We start from the raw sequence: 20262 nt of genomic DNA on the forward strand, positions 1-20262 counted from the left end.
GGCGGCATGTTTGGCAACAGGACAACGGTTCTTCATTCCTATTGGACGACCTTGCGGGCAAACCGTCCGCATCGCTCTCTATTCCTCAAATACTTCGTCACGTTATTTGTCGTCGGAGTAGCGCCCCTCATGGTCGGCGCGATCAGCGAGGCCGGGTTCGGCTATCAGGACCGGCGTCGGCAGATCGACGAGGTTCTGGACGTAGAAGCCCGATCGGCTGCCAACCGGATACAGACTTTCATCGACGGAATCCGCGGTCAGCTGGGCTGGACCGTGCAGCTTGCCTGGACGGAAGCGGATGACGAGCGCCGCAGGGTCGATGCGCTACGTCTGTTGCGCCAGGTCCCTGCAATCTCCTCGATCGCATTAGTTGATCATACCGGACACGAGCGGGTCTTCGTCTCGAGGTTGGGCTTGAACCGGATAGGTCGAGGCCCGGACTTGTCGGCTGCCCCCGCGGTTCTCGGCGCGCGCGCCCGAAAGGCCTGGTACGGGCCGTTGCGCTATGAACGAGATTCCGAGCCTTATATGACGATCGCGGTGAGCGGCAATCGTGCAGCAACTGGAGTTGCGATCGCCGAGATCAATTTGAAATTGATATGGGACGTCATCGCCGCGATCAAAATCGGCGATACCGGTCTCGCTTTTGTGTTCGACGACGACGGACGCCTGATCGCCCACCCGGATATCAGTCTGGTCCTGCGTGGCGCTGTAGGCTCGAGTGATTTCGATCAGGTCAAATCAGCGGTTGCGGCCGCGCCGGGAGCAGCGGTCATGACCAAGGATGCGGCCGGAAAAGATGTTGTTGCGGCCTCGGCCCGCATCGCCAGTCTCAATTGGACGGTCATAGCGCAGCAACCTGTTTCGGAAGCCTTGGCATCGATACGTGCCGCATTGTGGCGTTCCTCGGTTCTTATTGCCGTGATGGCCTCCTTCGCGATTGCGCTGGCGTATTGGCTCGCGTACCGCATGTCGAAGCCGATCCGGCAACTCGAAGACGGCGTCCAGAAACTCGGCGCCGGCCAATTCGGTCATCGCATCACGATATCGAGCGGCGACGAACTTGAGCAGCTCGCAGATCGCGTCAACGAGATGGCGAAAGAACTGGCGATTTCCAAGGACAAATCCGAGCGCATCAATCTGCTGAAGCGATTTCTTGCGCCCCAGGTGGCGGAACTGGTCGAACGTTCTGGCCGAGAACGGTTGCTGAGTGGACAGCGGCGTGACGTCGTCGCAATTTTCGGCGACTTGCGCGGCTTCACTGCTTTCGCATCGCGTTCCGAGCCACATGTCATCATGCCGGTGGTGAAAGAGTACTATCGCGCCCTGGGCGCCGTCATCACACGCCACGAGGCAACGCTGGCGAGCTTCACCGGCGACGGCGTGATGGTCCTCGTCAACGCACCCGTGGCCCGCGCAGACCCGGCGCTGCATGGCATTCGGCTCGCAATCGACATGCAGGCGGCGTTGCAGCCTCTCGTCGCCCGCTGGTCCGCCAAAGGTTACACGATCGGCTTCGGCGTCGGCATCGCGATGGGACCGGCCATTGTTGGAACAGTGGGATATGAGGGTCGGATGGACTACACGGCCATCGGAAGCGTGGTCAATCTGGCGTCAAGGCTATGCGACCTGGCAAAGGACACGCAGGTCCTGACAGACCCGGTCATTGCGCGAGAGGTGAAAGACGCCGTCCCGCTCGTTCCGCTCGGTGAGCATCCCATCAAGGGTTACGATCGCCCGTCGCAGGTCTTTATGGTGGCCCCGTGCAGCGAAAGGTCACCCGAGATCACCTTCCGCGCACAGAAATTGACCGAGAAAGCCGAGTGGCGTGAGCATAAAGCGACCGGCCTCGAACCAATCGCGCCCCTTGCCGCACCCTGCCGAGCCGCGCCTGCGGACGTCAGCGCGTAGCCTCCTGTGTCGTGGCAAGCCGTAGGGCGAGCGTGCACGCCCGGTCGTATTCGTCGAGATTGATCCACTCGTCGATCGTGTGCGGCTCGTTCTGCCCGGCGCCGAAGGTCACGGTCGGTACGCCGTGGCGAACCATCCAATTCGCGTCAAGGCCGCCATTCGCAGCGCGCAGGGCTGGCCTTCCGCCGACGTCCGACACGGCTGCGGCCGCACGTTTCACCACCGGCAGGCCTTCCTTCATGCGGAACGGATAATAGTCAGTCTCGGCCTTGAACTTGACCCGGCCTGACTTGCCATCACTGTTCTTGACGCGCTTTGCGGCCTTCTCGAACGCCGCCTTGTAGGCTTTGGTGATCTCCCTGAAGAACTTGCTGTCGTGGCTACGGCTTTCGCCACGCACGTGCACATAGTCGGTGACGACATTGGTGGCGTCCCCGGCCGGCCGCCCATCGCCTCCGGTGACGGGTCCGACATTGCTGGTGCCCTGCCGCTTGCCTTTCACCACTTTGCCGAACCAGCCCCCGGCCTTCACATCGGCAAGCGCGAGCGCAAGGATCATGGTTGAGCTGATGCCGCGCTCCGGCGCGACGCCGGCATGCGAGGCGCGGCCGAAGATCTCGACCTGCCAGCGATCCGCGCCGACGGCACCGATCGTCACATTGGAGGCAGAGCCACCGTCGTAGTTGAAAGCCATGACCGGCGATCCAAGGTCGGCGGTCTTGACGTGGCGCGCGCCCCACAGCCCGCTTTCCTCCCGCACGCAGAACAAGAGAGTGATCGGCGGGTGATCAAGCTGCTGCTTCGCAAGCTCTGCCGCCAGCGTGACGAGAACGCCACAGCCTGCGCGATTGTCGCCGCCAAGCGCGGTCTTTGCCTCGTTGACGATCTTGCGGCCGGCCAGCTTCGGCTTCGCACCGGCGCAAAGCGGCACGGTGTCCATGTGGGTCATGAACATGATCCGCGGCTGGTTGTGCATCGCCCCGCGGCCAGGCAGATCGACGATGAGGTTGCCGGTCTCCGTCGGCACAGGAATGCGTGTGTTGGCATCGTCGAGGCGAATCGCGTCCGACGGCACGCCGCTTTCTTCCAGCGCCGCGGCGAGCTCGCGTCCTATCGCAGCCTCCTTCCCGGTCACGCCCTCGACGGCGAGGAAGCGCATGAGGCGATCAGTTGCGGCTTGAGTGTCGACAGACATGACAAGTTCCCTGATGAGCGGAGCTTGTGAGCATCCTTCGCCACGTCGTGTTTCGCAAGGCTTCTCAGGCCTGTTGTTGCGGTAATTTCGCTCCGGCCCTCGCGTCACGGTGCGGCCGCCGACGGTGCGGCCTCAATCAGTGCCGCCGCGGCTTCCTGACTTGGCCAAATATCGCGAGCCCGGAAGTCTGTTCAACCGGCTTGCGCTTAACGCCCTTATCCTCGAAATTTGAACCTGAGAACGTCAACGGCCAAACTGCTTCGTCGAAACTGCTTTTTGGGGGATCTTCATGCGCACCCTTATCAAGAACGCGACGCTCATCGACTGTGTCCAGCCGACGGCGACGGAGGGAACGACGGTCCTGATTGAAGATGGCCGAATCCGCGAAATTCGCCCCAATGGCGCCCAAATCCAGGTCAGCGACGCCACAGAGATCGACCTGCGCGGCGCATATCTGATGCCAGGATTATGGGACGTACACATCCACCCGGATTATCTTTCCTTACAGGAGATGCCGCTAGCCGACCAGGTCACGTTGTTCGGCCACAGGATGATGGCCGCCCTGACCGAATCTGGAATCGTCGGACTGCGGTGCGCGGGTGCGCACAATCACATGGACGTCGCCTGGAAGCGCGCCTTCGACTCAAGGCAGTATATCGGCCCTCGCCTGTTCGCTGCCGGCCATTTCCTGACGACAACCGGCGGCCATTTCTTGACGTCCGGGCACGCGCTCGAGTGCGATGGTCCCTATGGCTTCGTCAAGGCCATCCGCGAGGAAATCAAGAGCGGCGTCGATCACATCAAGCTCAATCTGTCCGGAGGCATCCTGGGTCCTGCCTGGGACCGCCATCAAAATTCATTTCTGCTGCCCGATGAACTCAAGGCAGCGTTCGAGATCTGCCACCTGCGCGAATTCAAGGTGATGGCGCATGCAACAAATCCCGACGCCGTGAAACACGCCATTCGGCTAGGGGCGCACAGCGTCGAACATGGCTACATCATGGACGACGAATGCATCGAGCTCTTTCTGAAGCACGATACATGGTATGTTCCAACGCTTTCGATCAGCCATCTCACGCCCAAGCAAGCAACGAACAAGTGGGAGCAACTCTGGGCAAAGCATCGCAACTATTCGCACGCATTGTGCTGCCGCGCCGAGGCAGCATCCGATGTACATCGCTATTGGTTCGAAAAGGCGCTCAAGGCCGGCGTCAAGATGGCGGTCGGTTCCGATATTCGGCCGCTCAAGGATGCGGCATTGCTTGAGCTCGGGCTGTGGGTTCGAGATGGAGCCACGCCGTGGCAGGCCCTCGTTGCCGCCACCCGCAATGGTGCCGCTGTCTGTGGAATGGGAAGCGAACTCGGCACGATCGAAGCCGGCAAGCTGGCGGATTTGATCGTGGTCGAAGGCAATCCGCTCGAACGAATTGACAATGTGCGGCGCCTTCAGTTGGTCCTGAAGGAGGGCGTAGTTGTATCTGACAAGCGGAAGGTGATGGATAACGCAGCTGAATTCTCGCGCTAGCTCGATCCTTCGAAGACACGATCACGGCCACGGCGAATACCTGGAAGCGCAACGATCACGATCAGCGTCAGGGCCGCCAACAACAGGCCTGCGCTGATCGGTCGCTCGACAAAGACGGAGAGACTCCCGCGCGACAGGTGCATGGCTCGTCGAAAATTCTCCTCAAGCAAGGGCCCGACCACAAAAGCAAGCAGCAGCGGCGCCGGTTCACAGTCCAACTTGAGAAAGAGGTACCCAAGCAGCCCAAGAACCATGAGCACAAATACATCGAAGGTGTTGTTGCCCACGGTGTAGGTGCCGATGCACGCGAAGACAATGACAGCGGGATAGAGCAGCCGATAGGGAACCTTGAGCAGCATCACCCAGATTCGGATCAACGGCAGATTGATAATCACCAGCATTACGTTGCCGACGAACATGCTGGCGACCAACCCCCAGAACAGCTCGGGCCTGGTCGTGATGACCTGCGGACCGGGCTGAATGCCCTGCATCATCATCGCGCCCGCCATGAGGGCGATGACCGCGTTGCCGGGGATGCCGAGGCTTAGAAGCGGAATGAAGGACGTTTGGGCAGCGGCATTGTTAGCGCTTTCCGGCGCCGCGACGCCTTCCACCGCACCCGCACCGAACCTTTCCGGTGCGGCAGATATCCGTTTTTCCAATGCGTAGGCGACGAACGATCCGAGGTAGGCACCCCCGCCGGGGAGGATACCTAGGCTTGAGCCGATCGCCGTTCCACGCATCGCTGCCGGCCAGGAGCGGCGGAAATCCTCCGCAGACGGCCACAAGCGCTTCACCGTGACCATGCCGGCGCCGCGTGCTTCCGGATCCTCCAGGCTCTTGATCACTTCAGACATGGCGAACACGCCCATCGCCAAAGGAATAAAGCCTATGCCATCCATGAGTGCCGGAACGCCAAACGTGAAGCGTGGAATGCCACTGTTAACATCGGTGCCGATACTGCCAACCAGCAGCCCAAGAACGATCATGGCGAGCGCCTTGTCGATTGGTCCCTGAGCAATCACAACTGCGGCAACCAGGCCCAGTACCATCAGCGCGCAATACTCTGGCGGGCCGAAAAGCAAAGCCAGCTCGATCAGGAGCGGTGAAAGAATCGCAAGAATCAGCGTCGCAACGCAGCCGGCAAAAAGCGATGCCAGCGCTGCGACGGCGAGAGCAGCGCCGGCGCGACCCTGGCGCGCCATTTCGTACCCATCGATGCACGTGACGATCGACGAATTCTCACCTGGCAGCCGGACCAGAATGGCCGTCGTCGAGCCACCATACTGTGCGCCGTAGTAGATGCCAGACAACATGATGAGCCCGGCGAGTGGCGACAAGAAGTAGGTGATCGGCAACAGGATTGCGATGGCAACAAGCGGACCTACTCCTGGAAGCACTCCGATCAACGTTCCGATCAGAGTGCCCAAGAAACAGAACAGCAGATTCTGTGGGACGAGAACTTGATCGAACCCCATCCAGAGTTGGCTGAGAGTGTCCATCGACGAGTGCCTGTTCAGGGCCAAAGCTTGATCGGGAGTCTGAGCAGCATCACGAACAGCAGCGAAGAGAAAATTGCGAGGCCTGCAGCAAGGCTGACGGCTTCGAGACGCCGCCATGCCGGTGACGCTCCGGCAGCGGTCAACGCGGCAAGAAACACCGACAGAAAAAGCCCGGTCCGCTCCACTGTCAGGCCAAACATCAGAGCAGAGGCCAGCACGAAGGAGACAGGCCTTGCATGCCAGCCGGTCAGGGGCGCTGAGCCATTGAGCGCGCCTCGGGCCAGCACGATAAGCCCCAGCCCAGTCAGCACGATGGAGAGCGCTAGCGGCGTGTAACCTGCGCCCATTCGAATCCTGTCACCGATCGGAAGACCAAGTGACAAGGCTCCGCTCAAGAGACCTGCTGCGAGAAACAGCAGGCCGGACAAGGCGTCCTTCGATCGCAGCGCCTTCATCATTACTGTGGCTCAAAGCCTGCGCCGCGCAGCAACCTCTTGCCCTGCTCCGACTCCTGCTTGACGAACTTCTGAAAGTCAGCCTCCTTCATGAACGTGGTGGTCAGGCCGAGGCTCTCAAACCGGCTGATGAGGTCCGGGGAAGCAGCCGTCTTCTCGATCGCGGTTGCGAGGTGCCGCACGATATCATCCGGAAGTCCCGGTGGGCCCCAAACCCCATACCAGGAGGAAATGACCAGATCCGGTATGCCGGCCTCTGCCGTTGCCGGTATTTCCGGCGCAAGCTTGCTGCGCTGCTTGCTTGTCACGGCATAAGCACGGACACGACCAGCCTTCACCTGCGGCAACAGAACGGTCATGCCCTCGACCATGAGCTGTACGTTACCGGAAATGACGTCGGTCAGGCCGAGACCGGTGCCGCGGTAAGGTATCTGCTCCACCTTTGCGCCGAGGTGATGCAGGAATGCGAGGGTGCCAAGGTGACCCGCGGCGCCGGGTGAAGAAATGGCCACATTGAACTGATCGGGCGCATCCTTGATCTTGGCAGAAAGCTCGCTGAGGCTCGTCGCCGCAACCTTGGGGGTCGATATAACGAGAAGCGGAACGTCGCCGATCTGCGCAATCGGCGAGAAGTCCGTAATGGGGTCGTAAGGCACGGACTTCATGACCTGCGGTCCCATGATGAAGACGCTGGCATTGAACATCAGCGTGTAGCCGTCCGCAGCCGCGCGCCGCACCGAATCGCTGCCGACGATGCCATTGCCGCCCGGCAGGTGGGTGACGACCACGGGCACTCCGAGCACCTCGCCTAGCTTTTCACCGACAATGCGTCCTACTGCGTCGACACCCCCACCGGGCGGATAGGGGATCACCCACCTGATCGGCTTGTTTGGATAAGGCTGCGCATGCGCTGCGCCGACCAGCACGAGTGAAAGGATCGCCGCAATCAGGATACGTAAGGTCATGGGTCGCTCCGTATCGACAGTTGAACCGCACAAGCGAGCGGCACGGAATCAATGACTGACGAGATTCATTCCCGTTACGTGTCGACGTAGACTCTGTCTTCATTGATCAAGTCGAACCGAGGCGCAAAGGTCGCAGCAAGGATGCATGGCGTTCGCGCGCATAGGGTCGCGTGGACCACGCCGGCGGGGACGCTGACGACATCGTTCGCCCTGACCTCGCGGATCTCGTCGCCAATTCGAAACGTTGCTTCGCCAGCTAGGAAAACGATGATCTCGTCATGCTCGCGATGATAATGCGGCCGCAGCCCGCCGCCGGGACGAATGAACGCAATGGCAGTGCTGGATCGTTCAGAGTGGTGGACGTGCGTAACCGTAACGAATTCGTCCTGAACGCTAGGCTGTCGGCTCCTTGCCGACAGAGCGGCGACAATCAATGAGTCATAGTCCATGCCGGCATTCCTTTCTCCTGGCATCCGGTCAATTGATGACACAGTCCGCGAGCGATTTCGGAGCAGACGTAATCACCGATGGCTTGCTCTTTGCGACCACCACATCGCCAATGCGAAACCCGCCCAGACCTTTCACGTAGAGTCCCGGCTCAAGCGAGAAGACTTCGTTCTCTTCGATGCTGCGCGGGTTGACCGGAACATCTTCCGGATACTCGTGCGTGGAGATGCCGATGCCGTGGCCGGCGCGATGAACAAGGTAATCATAGTGCCCGGCCTTGAGGGCAGCCGCATGCACCACCTCATCGATCTTTGAAACGCGATTTGTTGCGTAGGCCTGACTGATGGCGCTTTCGTTGAGCTCCAGCGCAGTCTGGAACAGCGCCTTTTGCTCAAGGTTGGGCTTGCCGCAAAAATAAGTGCGATGAACCTCCACGCTGTAGCCGTTCATGCGCGGAACAATCACCGAAACGATCGGCGCATTGGCATCGACGGTCGCCCCGGTCGGCGCGCCGTCGCCATCTGTTGAAGACGACGCCGGCCCCGACAACGTCAGCAGTTTCAGCACTTGAAAATTCGATCCCGGATAGCGCCGGCCCGCTTCCGCCATCACGAGCGCCGTCACATGCGCGCTCAGTTCCTGCAAACCACGGCCGGGCTTAAGATTGTCTCGGACCTTGTTCATGGCCCAGTCGCCGAGCGTCGCCGCAGCTTGCAGGACGGCGATCTCTTCCGGATGTTTTGTCCAGCGTAATTTCTTCAACTCCGCCGATACGCCGATGAGAGAAATCCGCGGCAACAGCACTTGCAGCTCTGCCAAGTGTGGCGTTTTGCTGTCGTATCCGATCGGACCGGCGTCGAGGCCCGCCGCCTCCAACTTTTCCTGCAACATGCGGGTGAACTGCCCCTGCGTATAGGTGCGATCCTGCATGCGCGGCACTTCGCTGTAAAAACTCAGATTCGAGATCCATGAGATCTGGCGTTCGACTTGCATCAAGACGCCATTCTCAGAAACCATATTGATCAGCGCGAATGGCTCTCCGTCCGCCGGGATCACGAGCGCAAAGGGACGCTCCCAGTAGTGCAATGACAGCTGGATGTTGGTGAAGAACTGAAAATTCTCGTTTCCGGAAATAACAATAGCGCGCAAGCCGTGCTTTTGCATCAATTGCTTGAACTGAGCGACGCGCGACTTTCGAATGCCCTGCATCTCAAATGACATGGTATCCTCGCTTCTCCAGATCGTCACAAGGTGATGCCGCCATCGATGTGAAGCACCTGGCCAGTGATGTATCCGGCATCTGGCGAGAGCAGGAATGCGATCGCGGCGGCGACTTCCTCCGGCCGTCCGAAGCGGCCGAGTGGAATCCGGCTGGTGCTCCGGGCCCGGTGCGCTTCGCTCAACGTCGTGTGCTGACCGGGATCCTTCCGGATATAGCCGGGCGACACGCAATTGACGGTAATGCTCTTGCTCGCGACATGGGCAGCTAACGATTTCGTCAAGCCGACCAGCGCCGATTTGGAAGCCGCCGTTGCCGGGAAGCCCTCATCATCCAGTCGGAAGACGTCGGTCAGAAAGGAGCTCGTCGTGACTATCCTCGCCTTCGGCGCGCTTACGAGATAGGGCAAGGCGACAGTAATGAGATTCAGGAACGCTTTGACCTGGGTTGAAATCGATTGTTCGAGGACGTCCGCAGTCAGCGCACCGAATTTGGTACGGTCGGCATACGCAGCCAGGTGCACGACGCTATCGATGCGGCCAAACGCAGCGATCGCCTCTTCGGCTGCTCTGCGGCCCGCGCCCGGTTGCGAAAAGTCTTCGACCACGACATGGCAAACACCACCTTTCTCCGCAACTTTCGCAGCAACGCTTTCCGCATTTTCCCTGTTTGCGCCGGTGTGCACGACAAAGCCGCGACCCGGCCGCGCAAGCAACAGACACAACCGCGCGCCAATTCCTGACGCACCGCCCGTCACCAGCGTCACTTCTCCATCAAAGAAATTCGCGCTTGGCATTTCTGACCTGAGTTGCTGCGCCACATGGCATTCGCACTTGAACGCGTCGCAACGATTGTTTGCCCAGGATTCCCGGAAGGGCAATGCGTAAGCGCTCAAACAATTCCGAAGTTCGCGCCTGGCACTATTGTTCGTCTCGCGAACATCTGCACGATGCATCCGCGGGTCAGAAAACGTCCGTACACCACTCAGAAACGTTTCGGACGCAATTCTGGCCGCACGCTCTCGTGGCGTAACGACTTTACTGCGTCGCGTCGCGCGCAAGCTCCGGCCAAGGAGAGAGGCCAATGCAATCGGAACGCAAATCGACGCTGTCGTCTGAGTCACGTGCTGCAAACGTGAAGTCGTTCACCCGGGGCTTGCGCGTCATCAAAACCATGGCACAGAAGCAAACGCCTCTGACGATCACGGAAGTCGCCGATGGCACTGGCCTCACACGCGCCGGAGCGCGTCGCCTGCTGCTGACATTGCAGGAACTGGGCTATGCGAGGCTCGATGGACGGCATTTCTCTCTTACACCTCGCATCATGGAGCTTGGTTGTTCGTACTCGCCCATGGCTTCGATCTGGGACATTACCGAGCGCTATCTACGTGAACTTGTCGACGACATCAACGAAACGGTGTCGGCGGGCATGTTGGACGACCTCGACGTCGTCTACGTGTTGCGCGAGCGCACGGTTCGGCCGCTGCATTTCGACCTGAAGACTGGATCACGACTTCCCGCGCATATCACCTCGATCGGACGCGTGCTGCTCGCAAATCTGCACCCGCGCCAGCTGGAGCGTTATTTTCAGCGGGCGGTGATCGAGCGGTACACGACAATGACGATTACGGAGCCCGGAAAGTTGCGTGCGGAGATCGAGACGGTACGCGAGCGGGGTTATGCACTCGTGATCGGGGAAGTTGATGAAGGCGTGTGTGGTGTTGCGGTGCCGTTACGCGAGCGAAGTGGTCGTGTCATCGCGGCAATTGGCACAGGCCTTGCCTCGGCGCGTGCAAGTGAACCGGAGATCAGGAACCGGATTCTGCCGCGCATGTTGGCAACGGTTGCCTCCATCAATCAACAGATATGTGCGTGATCTGCCGACGGCTTGAGCTGCCGCCGCGTGGGCGCTCATCGTATGTTGGTCGGGGGCCGCGGTACGTCCATCGGAGGCCTCCGGTGAGTTGCGGAGCGGTAACAATTCAGACACAATTGAGACAAGGGCGAGAGACACCGCAAACTTAGCGTCGGCACGGAAGCGATTGGATCCTGCGTCATTTCGGGGAGAAATGCATGAGGCCCACCGGCGAAAGTCGCGCATTTGATCGCAGAAGATTCATTCAACTCGGCGGCATCTCCCTCGTTGCTGCGCCGACGATCCTTCGTGGCCCGGCGATTGCGCAAAGCGGTGAGCTGCGCGTCGCAAACTGGGGCGGCGATTGGAATGAACGCGTCGTACGCGCATTCGAGCAGCCCTACGTCATCAGTAAGGGCATTCAGGTCATTCACGAATTGTCAAATCCGCCGGAGCGCAAAGCCAAGTTGCTGGCCGAGCGCCGCATGCCGCGCGGCTCGATCGACATCGCGTGGCTGAGCGACGCCGACGCCTACGAAATGAATCAGGCCGGCGTACTCGATCCGATCGATCAGTCAAAAATTCCAAACTGGACATTGATCGACAAGAAACTGCAGGTGCCGCATCTGGTCACCTGGATCTATGGCGGGATTGTCCTGATGTACAATCCTAACAAGATTCCAGAACCGACATCGTTCTCGGAACTTTGGAATCCAAAGTATGAAAACCGCGTCGGCCTCAACGACGGCATCTATTTTCAGTACATCTATGCCGCGTCCCTGGCTCACGGCGGGTCGATGAACAATGTCGACAAGGCGTTCCCTGCCCTCCTCGAGATGAAGAAGTTCATCAAGCCCCGGCTCTACCCGACGCACCAGACACTGGCCGCCGCATTCAATTCCGAGGAGCTCTGGATTTCAGCGAACTATTCCTCGCGCATCATCCAGTGGACCCGGGAAGGCGTGCCGGTGAAATGGGCCTATCCGAACGAAGGGGCTATCTTCACGTCGTTCGGCGCCGGCCTTCCAAAGAAGGGCCTCAATCGCGAGGCGGCCTACTACTATCTCAACGCCATGCTGGAGCCGAAGGCGGTGGGAAAGATTGCCGAATTGACCTCCTATCCACCGTCCACCACCAACGCCGAAATGTCAGACGAACACCGCAAGGCGATCGCGTTTTCACCCGCGCAGCTCGAAAAGTTCAATTTCGTCGACTATGGTTATGCCGCCAAGAACGACAGCAAATGGGTCGAGTGGTGGAACAAGGAGTTCAAGGCGTGACAGCCAGCACGGACGGGCTTGTCGCGTATGAGAATGCGCGGCCTGCTGTCCGCCGGAAGGGCATTAAAACCACCCCCACCCTGCTTGCACCCAGCCTGCTTCTCATTCTGGCCGGACTCGTCGTACCACTGCTATTGATGCTGCGCTACAGCTTCAATAGCTGGACCCCCGGCGAGTTGATGATCTCGGCGCTCACGCTGGAAAACTATGTCCGGTTCTTCAGCGATTCATTTTATCTTGGCGTGCTGTTCCGCACATTGTGGATCTCGCTCGTCTCGACCCTTGCCTGCCTCGTGCTCGGTCTTCCAACAGCCTATTATCTTTCCCGCCTGAAAACGCGTTGGCTGAAGACGGCGCTCATTCTCGCGATCGTCATCCCGCTGTTGATGGGCAACGCCGTGCGCGTGGTCGGCTGGATCGTGCTGCTCGCGGATCGAGGCCTCGTCAACGAGGCAATGATCCATCTCGGTGTCCTCTCACAGCCGGTACGCATCCTTTATACGGCCAACGCCGTCGCGATCGGGCTTATTGCGGTGCTTCTTCCGTTCATGATCATCTCGCTGCAGGCGGTTTTCGACGGCGTGTCGGAATCTTATGAGGAAGCAGCAATGAGCCTCGGCGCGCGGCCGCTCACGATGTTCTACCGGGTGCTTCTGCCGCTGATCATTCCCGGCATTTTTTCCGGCTGCCTCTTGTGCTTCGTGCTGGCGATGAATGCATATGCGACGCCGGTGCTGATTGGCGGGCCGTCCTTCCACATGATGGCGCCCAAGGTCTACGAACAGGCGTTGAAAGTCTTCAATTGGCCGTTTGCGGCGAGCATGGCCTTTATCCTCATGGCTGTTACCCTCGTCCTCACCATCTCCGCATCGCTTGCGCTGCAGCGGCGCTACGGAAAAGTATGATGAGCGCCCTCGCTTCATCGCTTCCGCGCTGGATCCGAGGCTATCCGCTGAAAATCGCGGCCTATCTGGCATTTCTGGTGGTGCTAGCACCCCTGCTCGCCGTGATCTGGGTGAGTTTCTTCGAAAACAAGATCATCGGCTTCCCGCCCACGGGTTACACGCTCAAGTGGTTCGTCAATGCATGGAATTTTGAGCGCTTCCATCGCGGCTTCATTCTCAGCGTCGAGGTCGGCTTGATCGCGACCGGCGTAAGCATTCTGCTCGGCGTACCGGCCGCACTCGCACTTGCGCGCAAGAAGTTCGTCGGGCACGAGGTCGTGCACTCGCTTTTGATGTCACCCCTCATCGTTCCGGGCATCGTCGCAGGCGCCGCGATCTTCATGTTCTTTATCGAAGTCGAGGTCTTGCTGAACGACCGTTTCAAGGTCCAGCTGCCACTGGCCGGCAGCCTGTTTGGCCTCTGCGTCGGTCATAGCTTATTGGCGTTGCCATGGACGGTTCGCCTCGTCACGGCCTCGCTCATCGGGATGGATCGACAGGTGGAGGAGGCGGCGATGTCGCTTGGTGCAACACCATGGTGGACATTCTGGCACATCACGTTGCCGATCATCCGGCCCGGCATTGTTGCTGGCGCCGTCTTCAGCTTCGTCGCCTCGTTTGTCGATCTCGAAAAGTCGATCTTCCTGGTGGGACCGGGCCGCACGACGCTGCCGATCGAGATGATCAACTATCTGGAATGGAACATAGATCCGACGATTGCGGCGGTCGCAACGATCCAGGCGTTGATTATCGCGACCGCACTGATCGTCTCCGACTATTTCTTCAAGATCACGCGCGCTTTCTGAGAGGAAGTCATGGCAACCATTGCGCTGCGTCACGTCACCAAACGATACCACCACACGCCCTCTGTCGACGACATTTCGCTCGACATCGCGCAGGGCGAGCTCGTGGCTTTCGTCGGCCCTTCCGGCTGTGGAAAGACGACGACACTGCGCATGATTGCCGGTCTCACCGATGTCACCAGCGGCTCGATCCTGTTCGATGGCCGAGACGTCAGCGACTTGCCGACCTACCGGCGCAATACCGGCATAGTATTCCAGGGCTATGCTCTGTTTCCGCATATGACTGTCGCCGAGAACGTTGCCTTCGGGCTGCAAATGCGCCGCGTCCGCGGAACGGCCATGGCAGAGCGCGTCAACGACGCGCTCGCCATGGTGCGGCTCGAAGATTATGCGCACCGCTTGCCACGTGAGATGTCCGGCGGACAGCAGCAACGGGTCGCACTCGCACGAGCAATCGCCATCAAGCCCGACGCACTGCTGCTCGATGAGCCACTTTCGGCGCTCGACGCCAAGTTGCGTCAGGAGGTGCGTGACGAAATTCGCCGCCTGCAACGTTCCCTTGGGCTGACCACGGTGTTCGTCACCCATGATCAGGAGGAAGCGGTCAGCATTGCCGACAGGATTGTCGTCATGAACGCCGGCAAGATCGAGCAAGTTGGCTCACCGCAGGAGGTCTACGAAAAGCCGGCGACGCGTTTCGTGGCTCAGTTCATCGGCCTCTCCAATTTCCTGTCCGGGGAAGTCGAGGCGCCGGGGCGTTTCCGCATCCGCGGCGGCGGCCTTTTGACGTACGGTGACGGTAAGGTGAACGGCGGCCGGCAGGATCTGATCGTGCGGCCGGAGAAAATCGAACTCGGCGCGAAACCGGATCAGGGCTTAAATCACCTCGAGGGCGTGATCGACTCCGTGACCTATCTAGGCCCGCTGACGGAGGTCCGCGTGCGTCTGGCGAGCGGCGAAAAACTGGTGGCGCATCGGCAAAATCGTCGGCTTGGGGAGCTCGAAACCTTTCAGCCAGGGCAGCCGACCACGATCGCATGGGCCCCGGAAGCAGGTTTCGTTTTGTAGGCAAGCAGCTGGCAAGCTGGAGGCCGGGATGAACATTCGAACGACAATACCGGCGAAGCTGCGGGTCGAAACGCCAGGCTTCTGCACGCTCTGCCGCTCCCGCTGCGGGTCGCTGAACGTCGTCGAAGACGGCCGCCTCGTTGCCGTCAAGCCGTTGCCGTCGCATCCGACCGGAAAGGCTCTGTGTTCGAAAGGGCGCGCCGCACCGGAGGTGGTGCACAATGCCCGTCGTTTGCAGACACCTCTGATCCGCACCAATTCCAAGACGGCGGCGGATCCCGGCTGGCGACGGATCTCCTGGGACGAGGCGCTCGACCATATCGCCGCAAAACTGCGCGCGATCGCCGACGCAAGTGGACCGGAGGCCGTGGCATTCGGCTTCACGTCACCGAGTGCGTCGTCGATATCGGATTCGCTACCCTGGCTCGAGCGTTTCGTCTGGACCTTTGGCAGCCCGAACATTTGTTGGAGCACCGAGCTTTGCAACTGGCACAAGGATCACGGCCACGAATTCACCTTCGGTACCGGCATGCCCGTGCCAGACTACCGCAACAGCGAATTGATTGTCCTGTGGGGACATAATCCGGCGACAGCATGGCTGGCGCAAGCAGAGGCCATCGGCGAAGGACGGAGCAAAGGAGCACGGCTCGTCGTCATCGATCCACGCAAGACAGCCTTCGCGAGCGACGCGGATCTTTGGCTCCAACTCAAGCCAGGAAGCGACGGCGTCCTCGCGCTTGCTGTTGCGCGATTGCTCGTTGAGCAAGATCGTTATGATGAGACGTTCGTGCGCCGTTGGACCAACGCGCCCTTCCTCGTGCGCACCGACACAGGGCGGTTTCTGCGCGCGAGCGACGTCGATCTCGGAGATGCCGACACATTTGTTACGTGGGACACGACGACGAACAGCCCCGTTTCTTACGATCCGAGGCGCGCCTTTGATCCGGCACATGCCGCGGTTGCCGCACTCGATGGCGAATATCGGGTCGGCGCAAATCGCGTCACCTGCCGTCCCGCATTCGCGCTGTATCGCGATCAGTTACGGGATTACACGCTCGATCGTGCCGCGCGCGAGACCGGTGTTGCGGCCGGAAAGATCCGCGCTTTTGCCGATGCAATCGCCGGTGCAGGCAGCCTCTGCTATTACGGCTGGACCGGTATCGGTCAGCATGGCCATGCCTCGCAGATCGATCGTGCGATCGCGACGTTGTTTGCTCTCAAGGGCCAATACGATGCGCCGGGTGGCAACGTCTGGTGGGCGTCGCATCCGGTGCCGCCGGTCAGTGCGTATGCAATGCTGGCACCAGAACAACGAGCTAAAGCCATCGGTCTCGAACGCCTGCCGCTCGGTCCGCCCTCGCGCGGGTGGATCACCGGCCCCGACATGTATCGCGCGATCACAGATGGCCAACCTTACCGCATACGCGGCCTGATCAATTTCGGTTGCAATTATCTCGTCGCCCAGCCTGACCCCAAACTTGGACGCCGGGCATTGGAACAGCTTGAATTCTATGTGCATTGCGACGTCGTGCCCAACCCAACCTCGCAGTATGCCGACATCGTTCTTCCAGTGAATACGGCCTGGGAACGTGACGGTTTGCGCGTCGGCTTCGAGATCAGCCCGCAGGCGAACGAGCGCATTCAATTACGCAAGGCGGTGATCGAACCGATCGGCGAGGGAAAGCCCGACCACTGGATCGTTGCCGAGCTGGCGAAGCGCCTCGGCTTCGGCGCGCTGTTTCGTGACGGCGATTTCGACGCCGCCTGGAACGACATGCTGGCGCCGCTCGGCATTACGACCCAGGCCCTGCGCGCGCAACCGGAAGGCATCAACCTGCCTCTCATTCATCGCTTCCGCAAATATGCCGACGAAAACGGCGATGCTGTTGCAGGCTTCAACACGCCGACGCGTCGGGTGGAGCTTTACTCCGAACAGTTGCAGCGCCATGGCTATCCACCGTTGCCGCAACCTCTTCCGTCTATGGCAACAAGCGAACAGTTTCCGATCACGTTGACAACCGCGAAGAACGGTCATTTTTGTCACAGCCAGCAGCGTGGCATAGCAAGCCTGCGCAGGCGCTCGCCCCACCCCCAGGTCGATCTCTCGCCGGCCCTTGCGGCCAGCCGCGGTATTGTGGAGGACGATGCGGTCGAAATTCGCACGTCGCACGGACGAATTATTCTTCGTGCTCATCTCGATGAGAATCTGTCCGACGACGTTGCAATCGCCGGATATGGCTGGTGGCAGGGCTGCGCCGATCTTGGCTTGCCGGGTTACCAGGTTCTCGGTGCGGACGATGCGAGCTACAACTCACTCACGACAGACGACGGCCGCGACCCGATCAGCGGGGCGCCGTCCTATCGAACAACTGCGTGCAACATTGCGCGTGTCGATACCGGCCCCCGCCGCTGGGACGGATTTCGCCCGCTCGTCGTCAGCGCACTCGAAAGCCAGACGCCAGATGTTGTGACGGTCGCATTTACGGCTCCCGATCACGCTCAACTACCGTCATTTCATCCGGGCCAATTCCTCACGCTGGCGATCGATGAACCGGCGCGCAGGGACAACATCGTGCGCTCCTATTCACTGTCTGGCGCGGTGACGGTAGACCAACGCTCCTATCGCGTTTCGGTCAAATCGATGGAGGACGGCGCGGTCTCGCCGATGATTGCCAGACTGAGGATCGGACAAAGCGTGCTCGCGCAGGCGCCGGCTGGGCGGTTTCTGTTGCCGCTTGAAAACGAGTTTCCCGTCGTGCTGCTCGCAGGCGGCATCGGCATCACACCGTTCATGAGCTATCTGGAAACACTTGCAGGGCGAGGCACGCGCCCGGAGGTCCATCTCTACTACGTGTCGCGGAGCGGAGTGCATCATGCCTTTGCCGCGCGCATTCGCGAGCTCGTCGCGGCGATGCCGGACCTGCGAGTGACAACGTGTTTCAGCCGGCCGGGTCCGTCGGACAGGCCGGGAGAACATTACGACCGCGCCGGACACCTGACGCTCGCGACGATCGACCCGAAGCTGCTGCAGCGCCGCGCGCGCTTCTACCTGTGCGGGCCGGACGAAATGATGACGTCCTTGACTGCTGTGCTTGTTCGGGCAGGCGTGCCGCGCTTCGAAATCTTCCAGGAGCATTTTGCCTCCCCGCGCGTGTTGCTCGCCCCGGCAGGCGCGACCTCGCATACCGTGACCTTTCGACAGTCGGGGCGATCGTTGATCTGGACCCCTGACAGCGGCTCGGTTCTTGATCTCGCTGAGCGGCACGGCATCAGAATTCCAACCGGTTGCCGCGTCGGTCAATGCGAAAGCTGCGCGGTGCCACTGGCCGATGGCCTCGTGGCCCACAGCTCACCGTCGCAAGATGTCGACACCGACACCTGCCTGACCTGCCGAGCGATCCCACAGAGCGACATTGTCATAGATGCGTGAGTATCAACCGCGTTCGGAATCCGCCAGCCGGTAACCGTGTCCGCGGATGGTCAGCAGGATCTTCGGATCATCGGCGTCGTGCTCGATCTTCTTGCGAAGCCGCGACATCAGCACGTCGACGGCACGCTCGGACTCGGGCGGCTCGGTATGAACGATTGCATCGATCAGTTGCGCGCGCGACATCACGTGCCCGCGATTTTTGACCAGGGCGAGCAGCAGATCGAACTCGGCGGGCGTCAGCGCCGTCGACTGGCCATTGCCATTGCGGAGCGCGTGGCGATCCACGTCAAGCTCCCATTTGGCGAAGCGAAACAGGCTCTTCTTCTTGTCCGCACCGCGATAGCGGCGGATGATGTTTCTGACGCGCGCAACCAGCTCGCGCGGCTCAAAGGGCTTGATGAGATAATCGTCGGCCCCCATCTCCAACGCCGCCAGCCGATCGTCGGTGCCGTGCCGCGCAGTGACAATAACGATCGGCACGTCGGAACGTGCGCGCAGCGAGCGCATGATCGCAAGACCATCTTCGTCCGGCAGATTGAGATCCAGCAAGATCGTGTCGTAGCGGCCGCGCTCCAGCCTGCCGAAGACCTCCCGACCGTGCATGACCCGCGTCGTCTCGTAGCCGGCAACGTCCAGGTAGGCGGCCATGATCATCCCGAAGGACGGGTCGTCCTCGACGATCAGAAGCTTAGGGTTTCCACGCGACGCCACGGCTTCTATTCCCATCACGAGTCCCTCTTTCACGCAAGAACGAGCAAAGGAATGGAAGGGCATTAGCAATGAAGCAGAAATACAATAGCAAAACTCGTGCCGCACCGTCCATCTCAGGTCGTGTTTCGTTCCACGCGCGATCCGCGCCGGTCACGGGAGGCTCAGGGTGAATAGCGGCGAATTCGTTTCGGAAACCTACTTGCGCAACTTGCCATTCGAGACCGACCAGGGCATCGCCGAGCGCGCGGCGCTCGGTCTGATCGTGCTCGCCAGCGACCAGACGATCGAATACGAGTTTCGCCGCATAGCCGGGCTTCCCGGTGTCGGAATATACGAGTCGCGCATCTATAATGCCGCCGAGGTAACGCCCGAAACGCTGCGTGCGTTGGAGCGGGAGATAGCGCAGGGCGCGAAACTCATCCTTCCCGGAGTCCCCGTGGATGTCATGGTGTTCGGCTGCAACTCGGGCACCATGATTCTAGGCGAGGAAACTGTCTATCGGCATATCCGTGCCGCACGGCCGGACGTGGCTTGCACGTCGCCGGTCACAGGCATGATCGCAGCCTTCCAGTGCCTGAACGTGTCGCGCATCGCCGTATTGACGCCTTACAGCGATACGGTGAACATGATGGTGGCTGACTATATCCGAAAGCGCAACGTCGAAGTCGTCGCATTCGGTTCCTTCAACGAGCAGAACGACCACAAGGTGGCTCGGACGTCTCTCCCCTCGGTGCGTCAGGCGGTCTTGAAGCTCGGCCGCATCGAAAGCGTCGAGGCCGTGCTCGTGTGCTGCACGAGCCTCAGGCTCGTGGACGAGATCGGCAGGATCGAGAAAGAACTTGGAAAGCCGGTAACCTCCAGCAATCACGCCATGGGATGGCATGCCTTGCGTTTGGCCGGCATCCACGACACCATGCCGCAATTCGGCAGATTGTTCGAAATATCGCTTTAGC

At 60.3% G+C, this 20262-nt stretch carries 17 protein-coding genes; 9 read left to right on the top strand and 8 right to left on the bottom strand.

Translation table 11 applies throughout. The annotated features are described in order from the left end of the window. The first annotated feature begins 6 nt into the window (after positions 1 to 6). Positions 7 to 1911 carry a cache domain-containing protein gene (locus tag RCO31_RS31725; RefSeq protein WP_374991561.1) on the top strand — a complete coding sequence of 635 codons (1905 nt, stop codon included), beginning with the start codon at positions 7 to 9 and terminating at the stop codon, positions 1909 to 1911. Here the strand turns inward: RCO31_RS31725 and RCO31_RS31730 are convergent. Next, a complete protein-coding gene (locus tag RCO31_RS31730; protein ID WP_308972356.1) occupies positions 1901 to 3106 on the bottom strand; it encodes a M20/M25/M40 family metallo-hydrolase in 1206 nt (401 codons plus the stop codon). The two genes, RCO31_RS31725 and RCO31_RS31730, sit on opposite strands and share 11 nt — an antisense overlap. 289 nt (positions 3107 to 3395) lie before the next feature. Here RCO31_RS31730 and RCO31_RS31735 point away from each other — a divergent pair, with 289 nt between their 5' ends. Beyond that, positions 3396 to 4631: an amidohydrolase family protein gene (locus RCO31_RS31735; RefSeq protein ID WP_308972357.1), complete on the top strand. Its 1236-nt coding sequence runs from the start codon at positions 3396 to 3398 to the stop codon at positions 4629 to 4631. On the opposite strand, the gene RCO31_RS31740 is transcribed toward RCO31_RS31735, so the two are convergent. The 6 genes from RCO31_RS31740 to RCO31_RS31760 form a co-directional block, all read right to left on the bottom strand. Continuing rightward, positions 4628 to 6133: a tripartite tricarboxylate transporter permease gene (locus RCO31_RS31740; RefSeq protein ID WP_308972358.1), complete on the bottom strand. Its 1506-nt coding sequence runs from the start codon at positions 6131 to 6133 to the stop codon at positions 4628 to 4630. The two genes, RCO31_RS31735 and RCO31_RS31740, sit on opposite strands and share 4 nt — an antisense overlap. A gap of 14 nt (positions 6134 to 6147) precedes the next feature. Further along, positions 6148 to 6591 (bottom strand): tripartite tricarboxylate transporter TctB family protein, encoded by a 444-nt coding sequence (locus tag RCO31_RS31745; RefSeq protein WP_308972359.1) that lies wholly within the window; start codon positions 6589 to 6591, stop codon positions 6148 to 6150. Beyond that, positions 6591 to 7553 (bottom strand): tripartite tricarboxylate transporter substrate binding protein, encoded by a 963-nt coding sequence (locus RCO31_RS31750; RefSeq protein WP_308972360.1) that lies wholly within the window; start codon positions 7551 to 7553, stop codon positions 6591 to 6593. Before RCO31_RS31750 ends, RCO31_RS31745 begins: the two co-directional genes overlap by 1 nt. Before the next feature lie 74 nt (positions 7554 to 7627). Continuing rightward, positions 7628 to 8026, bottom strand: a complete 399-nt coding sequence (locus RCO31_RS34810; RefSeq protein ID WP_374991562.1) for a cupin domain-containing protein — start codon at positions 8024 to 8026, stop codon at positions 7628 to 7630. A gap of 4 nt (positions 8027 to 8030) precedes the next feature. Next, positions 8031 to 9221 carry a Xaa-Pro peptidase family protein gene (locus tag RCO31_RS31755; protein WP_308972361.1) on the bottom strand — a complete coding sequence of 397 codons (1191 nt, stop codon included), beginning with the start codon at positions 9219 to 9221 and terminating at the stop codon, positions 8031 to 8033. A 23-nt stretch (positions 9222 to 9244) separates the two neighbouring features. Next, the gene (locus tag RCO31_RS31760; protein WP_308972363.1) at positions 9245 to 10015 is read right to left on the bottom strand and encodes an SDR family NAD(P)-dependent oxidoreductase; all 771 of its coding nucleotides are present in this window, start codon (positions 10013 to 10015) and stop codon (positions 9245 to 9247) included. Between the two features lie 287 nt (positions 10016 to 10302). Between RCO31_RS31760 and RCO31_RS31765 the strand changes: the two genes are divergently transcribed. From RCO31_RS31765 to RCO31_RS31790, 6 genes are all read left to right on the top strand, one after another. Then, positions 10303 to 11094: an IclR family transcriptional regulator C-terminal domain-containing protein gene (locus tag RCO31_RS31765; protein ID WP_308972364.1), complete on the top strand. Its 792-nt coding sequence runs from the start codon at positions 10303 to 10305 to the stop codon at positions 11092 to 11094. Between the two features lie 197 nt (positions 11095 to 11291). Continuing rightward, positions 11292 to 12353 carry an extracellular solute-binding protein gene (locus RCO31_RS31770; RefSeq protein ID WP_308972365.1) on the top strand — a complete coding sequence of 354 codons (1062 nt, stop codon included), beginning with the start codon at positions 11292 to 11294 and terminating at the stop codon, positions 12351 to 12353. Then, positions 12350 to 13258 carry an ABC transporter permease gene (locus RCO31_RS31775; protein ID WP_308972366.1) on the top strand — a complete coding sequence of 303 codons (909 nt, stop codon included), beginning with the start codon at positions 12350 to 12352 and terminating at the stop codon, positions 13256 to 13258. Before RCO31_RS31770 ends, RCO31_RS31775 begins: the two co-directional genes overlap by 4 nt. Next, the gene (locus RCO31_RS31780) at positions 13258 to 14103 is read left to right on the top strand and encodes an ABC transporter permease (protein ID WP_308972367.1); all 846 of its coding nucleotides are present in this window, start codon (positions 13258 to 13260) and stop codon (positions 14101 to 14103) included. Before RCO31_RS31775 ends, RCO31_RS31780 begins: the two co-directional genes overlap by 1 nt. Positions 14104 to 14112: 9 nt before the next feature. Next, positions 14113 to 15168, top strand: coding sequence for an ABC transporter ATP-binding protein (locus RCO31_RS31785; protein WP_308972368.1), 1056 nt, complete (start codon positions 14113 to 14115; stop codon positions 15166 to 15168). Positions 15169 to 15196: 28 nt separating this feature from the next. Then, positions 15197 to 18598, top strand: coding sequence for a molybdopterin-dependent oxidoreductase (locus RCO31_RS31790; protein WP_308972369.1), 3402 nt, complete (start codon positions 15197 to 15199; stop codon positions 18596 to 18598). A gap of 3 nt (positions 18599 to 18601) precedes the next feature. On the opposite strand, the gene RCO31_RS31795 is transcribed toward RCO31_RS31790, so the two are convergent. Continuing rightward, the gene (locus tag RCO31_RS31795; protein ID WP_308972387.1) at positions 18602 to 19324 is read right to left on the bottom strand and encodes a response regulator transcription factor; all 723 of its coding nucleotides are present in this window, start codon (positions 19322 to 19324) and stop codon (positions 18602 to 18604) included. 151 nt (positions 19325 to 19475) lie between these two features. On the opposite strand from RCO31_RS31795, the gene RCO31_RS31800 reads away from it, so the two are divergent. Further along, entirely contained in the window at positions 19476 to 20261 is a 786-nt protein-coding gene (locus RCO31_RS31800) for an Asp/Glu racemase (protein ID WP_308972370.1), read from the top strand. Position 20262: the final 1 nt, after the last annotated feature.

It is taken from the genome of Bradyrhizobium sp. LHD-71 (genome assembly GCF_031157255.1).
Taxonomy (GTDB): domain Bacteria; phylum Pseudomonadota; class Alphaproteobacteria; order Rhizobiales; family Xanthobacteraceae; genus P52-10.

Bases quoted from the DNA above. Each gene is read 5' to 3' on its own strand.
- RCO31_RS31760 (WP_308972363.1), bottom strand. From the start codon at position 10,015: ATGCCAAGCGCGAATTTCTTTGATGGAGAAGTGACGCTGGTGACGGGC.
- RCO31_RS31750 (WP_308972360.1), bottom strand. From the start codon at position 7,553: ATGACCTTACGTATCCTGATTGCGGCGATCCTTTCACTCGTGCTGGTC.
- RCO31_RS31770 (WP_308972365.1), top strand. From the start codon at position 11,292: ATGAGGCCCACCGGCGAAAGTCGCGCATTTGATCGCAGAAGATTCATT.
- RCO31_RS31735 (WP_308972357.1), top strand. From the start codon at position 3,396: ATGCGCACCCTTATCAAGAACGCGACGCTCATCGACTGTGTCCAGCCG.
- RCO31_RS34810 (WP_374991562.1), bottom strand. From the start codon at position 8,026: ATGCCAGGAGAAAGGAATGCCGGCATGGACTATGACTCATTGATTGTC.
- RCO31_RS31780 (WP_308972367.1), top strand. From the start codon at position 13,258: ATGAGCGCCCTCGCTTCATCGCTTCCGCGCTGGATCCGAGGCTATCCG.
- RCO31_RS31755 (WP_308972361.1), bottom strand. From the start codon at position 9,221: ATGTCATTTGAGATGCAGGGCATTCGAAAGTCGCGCGTCGCTCAGTTC.
- RCO31_RS31765 (WP_308972364.1), top strand. From the start codon at position 10,303: ATGCAATCGGAACGCAAATCGACGCTGTCGTCTGAGTCACGTGCTGCA.
- RCO31_RS31745 (WP_308972359.1), bottom strand. From the start codon at position 6,591: ATGATGAAGGCGCTGCGATCGAAGGACGCCTTGTCCGGCCTGCTGTTT.
- RCO31_RS31785 (WP_308972368.1), top strand. From the start codon at position 14,113: ATGGCAACCATTGCGCTGCGTCACGTCACCAAACGATACCACCACACG.
- RCO31_RS31790 (WP_308972369.1), top strand. From the start codon at position 15,197: ATGAACATTCGAACGACAATACCGGCGAAGCTGCGGGTCGAAACGCCA.
- RCO31_RS31725 (WP_374991561.1), top strand. From the start codon at position 7: ATGTTTGGCAACAGGACAACGGTTCTTCATTCCTATTGGACGACCTTG.
- RCO31_RS31740 (WP_308972358.1), bottom strand. From the start codon at position 6,133: ATGGACACTCTCAGCCAACTCTGGATGGGGTTCGATCAAGTTCTCGTC.
- RCO31_RS31730 (WP_308972356.1), bottom strand. From the start codon at position 3,106: ATGTCTGTCGACACTCAAGCCGCAACTGATCGCCTCATGCGCTTCCTC.
- RCO31_RS31795 (WP_308972387.1), bottom strand. From the start codon at position 19,324: ATGGGAATAGAAGCCGTGGCGTCGCGTGGAAACCCTAAGCTTCTGATC.